The sequence below is a fragment of the Microcoleus sp. BROC3 genome (assembly GCF_036702515.1).
Taxonomy (GTDB): Bacteria; Cyanobacteriota; Cyanobacteriia; order Cyanobacteriales; family Microcoleaceae; genus Microcoleus.
Window position 1 is genome coordinate 118,283 of sequence record NZ_JAUBTQ010000020.1, and the last position, 6,572, is coordinate 124,854.

The 6,572-nt window shown below is 43.4% G+C and carries 5 protein-coding genes; all 5 read right to left on the reverse strand.

Going from position 1 to position 6,572, the window contains the following annotated elements:
* Position 1 precedes the first annotated feature (1 nt).
* Positions 2-1,147: a restriction endonuclease gene (locus QUB30_RS15060; RefSeq protein ID WP_333334547.1), complete on the reverse strand. Its 1,146-nt coding sequence runs from the start codon at positions 1,145-1,147 to the stop codon at positions 2-4.
* Between the two features lie 5 nt (positions 1,148-1,152).
* Entirely contained in the window at positions 1,153-2,004 is an 852-nt protein-coding gene (yhdJ, locus tag QUB30_RS15065; protein ID WP_333334549.1) for an adenine-specific DNA-methyltransferase, read from the reverse strand.
* A gap of 65 nt (positions 2,005-2,069) precedes the next feature.
* On the reverse strand, positions 2,070-3,194 hold the full coding sequence (locus QUB30_RS15070) for a THUMP domain-containing protein (protein WP_333334551.1): 1,125 nt from the start codon (positions 3,192-3,194) through the stop codon (positions 2,070-2,072).
* Positions 3,195-3,490: 296 nt separating this feature from the next.
* Positions 3,491-4,837 (reverse strand): TldD/PmbA family protein, encoded by a 1,347-nt coding sequence (locus QUB30_RS15075; RefSeq protein ID WP_333334553.1) that lies wholly within the window; start codon positions 4,835-4,837, stop codon positions 3,491-3,493.
* 132 nt (positions 4,838-4,969) lie between these two features.
* On the reverse strand, positions 4,970-6,448 hold the full coding sequence (locus tag QUB30_RS15080; RefSeq protein ID WP_333334555.1) for a TldD/PmbA family protein: 1,479 nt from the start codon (positions 6,446-6,448) through the stop codon (positions 4,970-4,972).
* Positions 6,449-6,572 lie beyond the last annotated feature (124 nt).

The window sequence follows — 6,572 nt, forward strand, 5'->3', positions numbered from 1 at the left end:
ATCATTCATCTTCTAGAGAAACGTCTAATAGTTCCATTTCTAGACTTTCTTCCTCATCTTCATAATTAAATTCTAATCTGCTCTGCTTAATAATCTCGCTCAATATATTGCTTAAGTACCCTTTGGCAACAGCTTGTTCAAATCTTTCTATCAGAATAGGAACATTTATTATTTCTTCTATACATTCCATGTACTGAGATACTATAGCATTTATTGAATACAGCTTTCGAGCTTGTGCTTCAATCTTTGATTTAATTTTACTATCTGAATCTAAAGATTTAACTACAAATGTTATCGGATACCTTTCAACTTTATCAATGTCTAGGAAATATTTATTTACATCTACAGTTTCAGTCACCTGAAAAAAACGTCCTAGGGGTTTCATTACAAAGTCAATTCCCCCATCATTAGCATTTGTCCTACCTGTTTTAAACAGCTTTAAATTTTCTTGCTGGAGTCTGTCTAGTGCATAACCCCAATAAATAACTCGGTCATTGTAGTAGTATTTTAATATACTGTAGCTGACTATCTCGAAAATTCGAGCATCTACATTTGGCGCTACCATTTGTTTTATAAATTCTCTGACTTGAACCTCTGTCAATCTTTGAGCATCTTTACAAATTTGAATAAACTTTTCAAAGCTATCTCTCTTAGCTTCAACGTAAGCATCAATTATGTGGATTACTGTTTCTGCTATATTGTGCTCATTCTCATTGATTTTAACTTTTAATAAATTTTCGTTAAACCAATACCTGTTATTTTTCTGATTTCTCAAAATTGGGATGAACTCACAAGTGGGAAAATATTTTTTAAATTCTTCATTCATCCTATGGTTCAAGCCATGATTTTGAAGCTTTTGCCCGAATGGTAATTCACGCTGTCTCTTAAAAAGATTCGTATAAACTGCACCTTCATAATCTGAATACATTCCTGTCCGAGCAAAATTTTTCACCAAATAATCTTCAACTAAAACATAGATTGCGTATAAGTTAGCAAAACTTCCTCTTGATTTTGAGCCTTTATTTGAAGATTTAGTCTTTATATTCAAATATAAAATTAGCTGGCTTTCACGCAATATTTGATACCCCACGTCGCCAAACTTATCCTCTAAAATGGTCTTAATTATTTTTGTAAATTCATGTTCCATTTTTATTAGAGTTGTAAGTTTAGTGTTAGCTGCTGTGGCGAAACTTCACCGGAGTTGACTTCAGACATGAGAGCCTCTTCACTCTCATCCGGGGTAATTTGCAACCTCTGCAATCCTATTTGTAGATACTTTTCTTGTAATTCTATGCCGATTGACTTTCTTTTAAGCTGCTTGGCAACAAATGATGTTGTAAAAGTTCCCGAAAATATATCTAGTACAACGTCGCCCTCATTACTACTGGCTTTGATAATTCTTTCTAACAATGATGTTGGTTTTTGGGTAGGATGTTCCTCATACTCAGGCATACGATATCTCACTCTCGGAAACTCCCACACATTACCTGGAACTTTTTTAGAATTATATACTGATGGTGTAGCCTTGCGGTAGTCAATTAGTTTTCTAACAGATCCGGTTTTTGCCTCAACCAGAATATCGGAGGAATTGAATGTATAATTTCGTTTGTCCTTGACGCAATATAAAATTGGTTCGTACAGAGAACCGTAAAAATTTTTTGCTTGTACGCCCGAACTGTCATAATACCACACTATTCGAGAAAGGATTGTTAAACGATCGCGCAAATATAAATCAAAGTATGGCATACTTTGAGTTGACGCCATTAGATACAAACTGCCGTTATCCTTGAGCTTCTTAACACATAAGTTTAACCAACTATAACTCCATTCTAAATAATCTTTTTCAAATTCCCACTTGTCTTTAAGACCATTGAAATTTTTGCCAATATTATAGGGAGGATCGGCAAAAATTAAATCAATTGAGTTGTCTTGGATTTTACTGCCAAGCACTTCTAACACATCTCCTAAAATGAGCTGGTGGTCGTCAATTTCAAAAATTTGCATTCAGCCTAACCTCTTCCAATTAATATTGGCTATTGCCAAGTGTCGTGAATATATCCTATAAAGATTTAATACAGTTCATATTTGAGCAAAGTACACGGAATCGATCCATTAAAAACCGGAATTCGCCGCGATGTCCTGAGTCCCACCTTTTTCCCCAACTCCTTATTTCCTGTCAAAATAAACGCATTCCAACCTTTAAAACGATTCTTGAAAATATCCCCCAACATCTTGTACAAATCTCCCAATTCGCTAGCATCTCCCAGCCTTTCTCCGTAGGGAGGATTGCAAATCAGAACGCCTCTGTCTGCGGGCGCTTCCAACTGAGATAGCTCGGTTTGAGCAAACTGAATCTTACCGGAAATACCAGCTTGCTGCGCGTTAGTGCGAGCTTGAGTTAACATATCGGAATCGCGATCGCACCCTGCAATCACCTCTTTAAGTTCCGGCAGTTCGCTGTTTTCAGCTTCTGCCCACAATTTATCCCACAAAGGTTCGTCAAAATCCCGCCAAGTCATAAATCCAAACTTTTCTCGAAACAATCCAGGTGCAATATTCAAGGCCTTTAAAGTCGCTTCCAAAGGCAAAGTTCCCGAACCGCACATCGGGTCTAAAAACGGCAAATCTGGGGTCCATTCTGCCATCTCCAACAAAGCCGCAGCTAGGGTTTCTTTGAGGGGAGCAAGCCCCATCGCCGGTCGATATCCCCGGCGGTGCAAACTGCCGCCAGAACTGTCTAAACTTAAAATAGCTCTATCTTGATGAATGTGAATGTTAATTAGCAAATCGGGATGCTCTACATCGACACTAGAACGCTTGTTAAATTGAAGGCGCTGTTGGTCGGCGATCGCATTTTTGACCTGCAAAGCTGTAAAGTGAGTGTGGTTCAAATTTTCGTTGCCACCGGTGCAGTTTACTGCTAAAGTATTTTCGGGATCTAAGTATTCGTCCCAAGGGATTTTTTGCACTTCGCGGTAGAGCATATCCGAGTTGTAACACCGGAATTCGGCGATCGGCATTAGCACTCGAAAAATAGTTCTCGACCACAGATTGACGCGGTACAATAAAGCGCGATCGCCCGCAAAGTAAACCCCAGTAAAATCTGGCTTAACATCCTGGGCCCCTAAACGTTCTAATTCTTGGGCGGCAATTGTTTCTAAACCGCGCGCAACTGTAGCAAAATATTGATTCATTGATAATGGGGAATTGGGAATTGGTTTTTATCGAGCGCCCTAAATTATATCAAATCCGGTACCATCGGAATTGTAAAATCGAGTCAACAGTCAACAATCACCGACGGTGCAACCGAAATTCCTCTAATTCATCTGCGTTAATCTGTGTTTATCTGCCCTCATCTGCGGTTTAAAAAAGAGAATGTATTAACCGCAGATGACAATGGATGGACGCGGATTTACGCAGATAAAGAGAAGAGAGATATGAATAATTCCGACTCCTCCGGGTGGGTTTCCGCGCACCTCACCCTTGCAAGTCACAAACTATCAGTAATACTCGTGAAATTAAAAGCTTTCACGCGCACTCCGGGCACGACACTACCGCCGTAACGCTTCACCGCACTAACTGCATCCACATCGCGCAACATATCAGGTAAAACTTGATTGAAACGTAGGTTTTTAATCGGGTAAGCAATTTTGCCATCCTCAATCCAAAAAGTACCGTCGCGAGTCATTCCCGTTACTTCCAATGTTTTCGGATTAACGTAGCGCACGTACCAAGCTCGACTGACGAAAATTCCTCGCTCGGTTTGAGCAATTAAATCTGCTAAACTTTGGTCGGAACCTGTCATCACGATCGGGTAATAAGCACCTTTTGCTTCTTTGCCTTTTTGTGCGGCCCAGTAGCGGGAATAAGACAAACTTTGAGGGACGCCATCTTTGATGATTTCCAAATAGTTATTGCTCAATCCGTCGCCGAAAAAAGTATTCGATCGCAACAAAGGATGAGCCGGATCGCGCTGCACTTGCACTAACGGACTGAAAATTTGTTCCCCCGCGCGGTTTCCCGCTGGTTTTCCCTCTGCATCGGCGATCGACATAAACGATCGTCCCTCATCCGCCGCCCTCGCATCCAGCCCCCAAATCACCCACGGTAGCAAGCCCGCAAAAGCAGCGCCGTCAAGGATTACCGGATAAACGCCGGGAGTGATGGGGCGCGGGTTGCGAGATGCGATCGCCCGATCGAGCACTTGTTCTGCTAATTCGGCGATCGGCAATTCGTTGATACTCCAAGCAGTGATCTGAGCCCAACTAGAACCGTCTTCAACGCGAGCCGTAAAGCTGAAATCCGCCTCTGTAGACTGATTGCAGGCGCGGAGTCCGGTTGACGAGGCGATCGCGTACAGCGACGCATCAGTGCTCAAAGTGCCCGAACCATGAGCGCCCCCCTGGGAGGATGTCGCGCACGCTTGCTGCACCATTTGCGCCCGCGCTAGAGGCGATACAGTTGCCGTTGCTGCGTCGAAGGCGGGCGATCGCAAATCGTAGGTTTGAGGCGGCAGCAGCGGCATCCATTCGGGGTCTGCCGGCGCAATTCGGGCCAATTCTTCCGATCGCTTGACTGCGGAGGCGATCGCATCTTCATCAAATTCTGTAACAGCAGCAGAGGCGCTTTTGTTGCCAAAATAGCTAGTAATGCTCAGGTTAAATACAGTTTTGCTAATATTTTGGCTGATTTGATTTTCCGAGAAGCGGGAAAGAGATTCCTCGCCAGTAGAGAGACTGACAAATACTTCCTCTGCTTTGGATAGTTTGACTGCTTTTTCTACTACAGATAAGGCTTGGTCTTCACTTAAACTTGCGGGCGATGTTGTTACAATCATGATTAGTAATTAGGCATTGCGAATTGGGCATTGCGAATTGGGCATTGCGAATTGGGCATTGCAAATTGGACATTGGGAATTGGGCATTGTTAGCAATTAACTAATAACTAAGAACCGATGCCCCATGCCCTATTACCCAATTTGAATATCCCTCACTCGCACCGGCACACAAGCGTGAGTCATTTGAGCAACTTGCATCGGCTCGCCCTTTCCGCACATATTAGTACCGCACTGAACCTGCTCCGAAGCCGGCCCGATCGCATCTATTTGATTCCAGAAATCAGTAGTCATCGCCTGATAAGTTACATCCTTCAACATACCGACAACTTTACCTTTTTCCACCTTCCAAAAAGCATCGCCGCCGAATTGAAAATTGCGCCGCTGCTGGTCGATTGAATAACTACCGATACCGTCGATTAAAATCCCGTCTTCGGTATCAGCAATCATCTCTGTCAAAGTAGCAGTATGGCTGCCGCCATCCGGGCCCGGCTCCAATCCCAAATTGGGAATTCTCACCATCGGTACGCTCGACCAACTGTCAGCATAAGCAGAACCGTTGCTGCTACCGCGTCCGAGGCGATAAGCCGTCTCTCTGTCAGTGAGATAATCAACTAAAATCCCATCCTTGACAACGTACCAATCTTGTGATTTTACGCCCTCATCATCGTAACCCATTGTACCGCGGCCGCCTGGCTGAGTGCGATCGCACTTAAAATTCACCCAAGGTGCAGCGTATTGCAGTTTATTTAACTTATCAGTAGTAGCAAAGCTCGTGCCAGCAAAATTAGATTCGTAGCCGTAAACCCGGTCTAATTCAGTTGGATGTCCTACTGATTCGTGGATTGTCAAAAACAAATTGGTCGGCTTAAGAATCAGGGATTTGCAAATACCAGCAGGGATTTTAGGAGCGCGGACTTTCTCAATAGCTTCGGCAGCAACTCTTTCAACTTGACTCAAAAAATCATCGGGATTAATATGTTCGTAACCGATATTAAGTGGCGGGCGTTCGTAACTGCGACTTTGGGCATCGCCGCCCGCAATTGCCGTACAGCCAAAACCCGGATAGCTGCGGTAGATTGTTTGTTCGATTAGCGAGCCTTCTGTGGAAGCAAAAACTTTGTCTTCGCGGCTTGACTGCAAAAAAGAAGAAGCTTTTTTGATGCCTTGTGCGCCGTGTGCTAGCAGCCGCTCGTTGATAGTTAGCAGCAGTTCGGCTTTCTCAGCAACTGGTACAGAAAAAGGGTCAATGGCGATGGGAGTTACATAGGTATCGACATATTTTTCGACTGGTACTAACCGCACCGGTTCCTTCTGAGTCAAGCGGCTGCCTTTAGCGATTTCTACAGCCAAAGCGACTATTCTTGCAACCTCTGCCGGCGTTTTGCTGTGACTGGCGGCAAACCCCCAAGCGCCGTCTAGAAGCACTCGCACGCCAAAACCGGAACTTACATTATCTGACAGTTGACTTAAAGATCGATCGCGCGCGTAAAGATTCTGCCTTCGGTAACTGCAAAAACGCACATCACCGTACTCGCAACCTGTTTTCCGAATCAAATCTACAGCCAAATTTGCTAACTCGTTAGCAGAGATTTTTGCCGTTAATTGCACCATAGTTATTTGTCATTCGTCGTTAGTTATTAATTATTATAGCGCTTTTTGGCGTTGCTGAATTAGGGTATGATAAATTTATAGTGCGAGCGCCCAAAAATAACACTTCAAAAAACGCAGAGCTTAT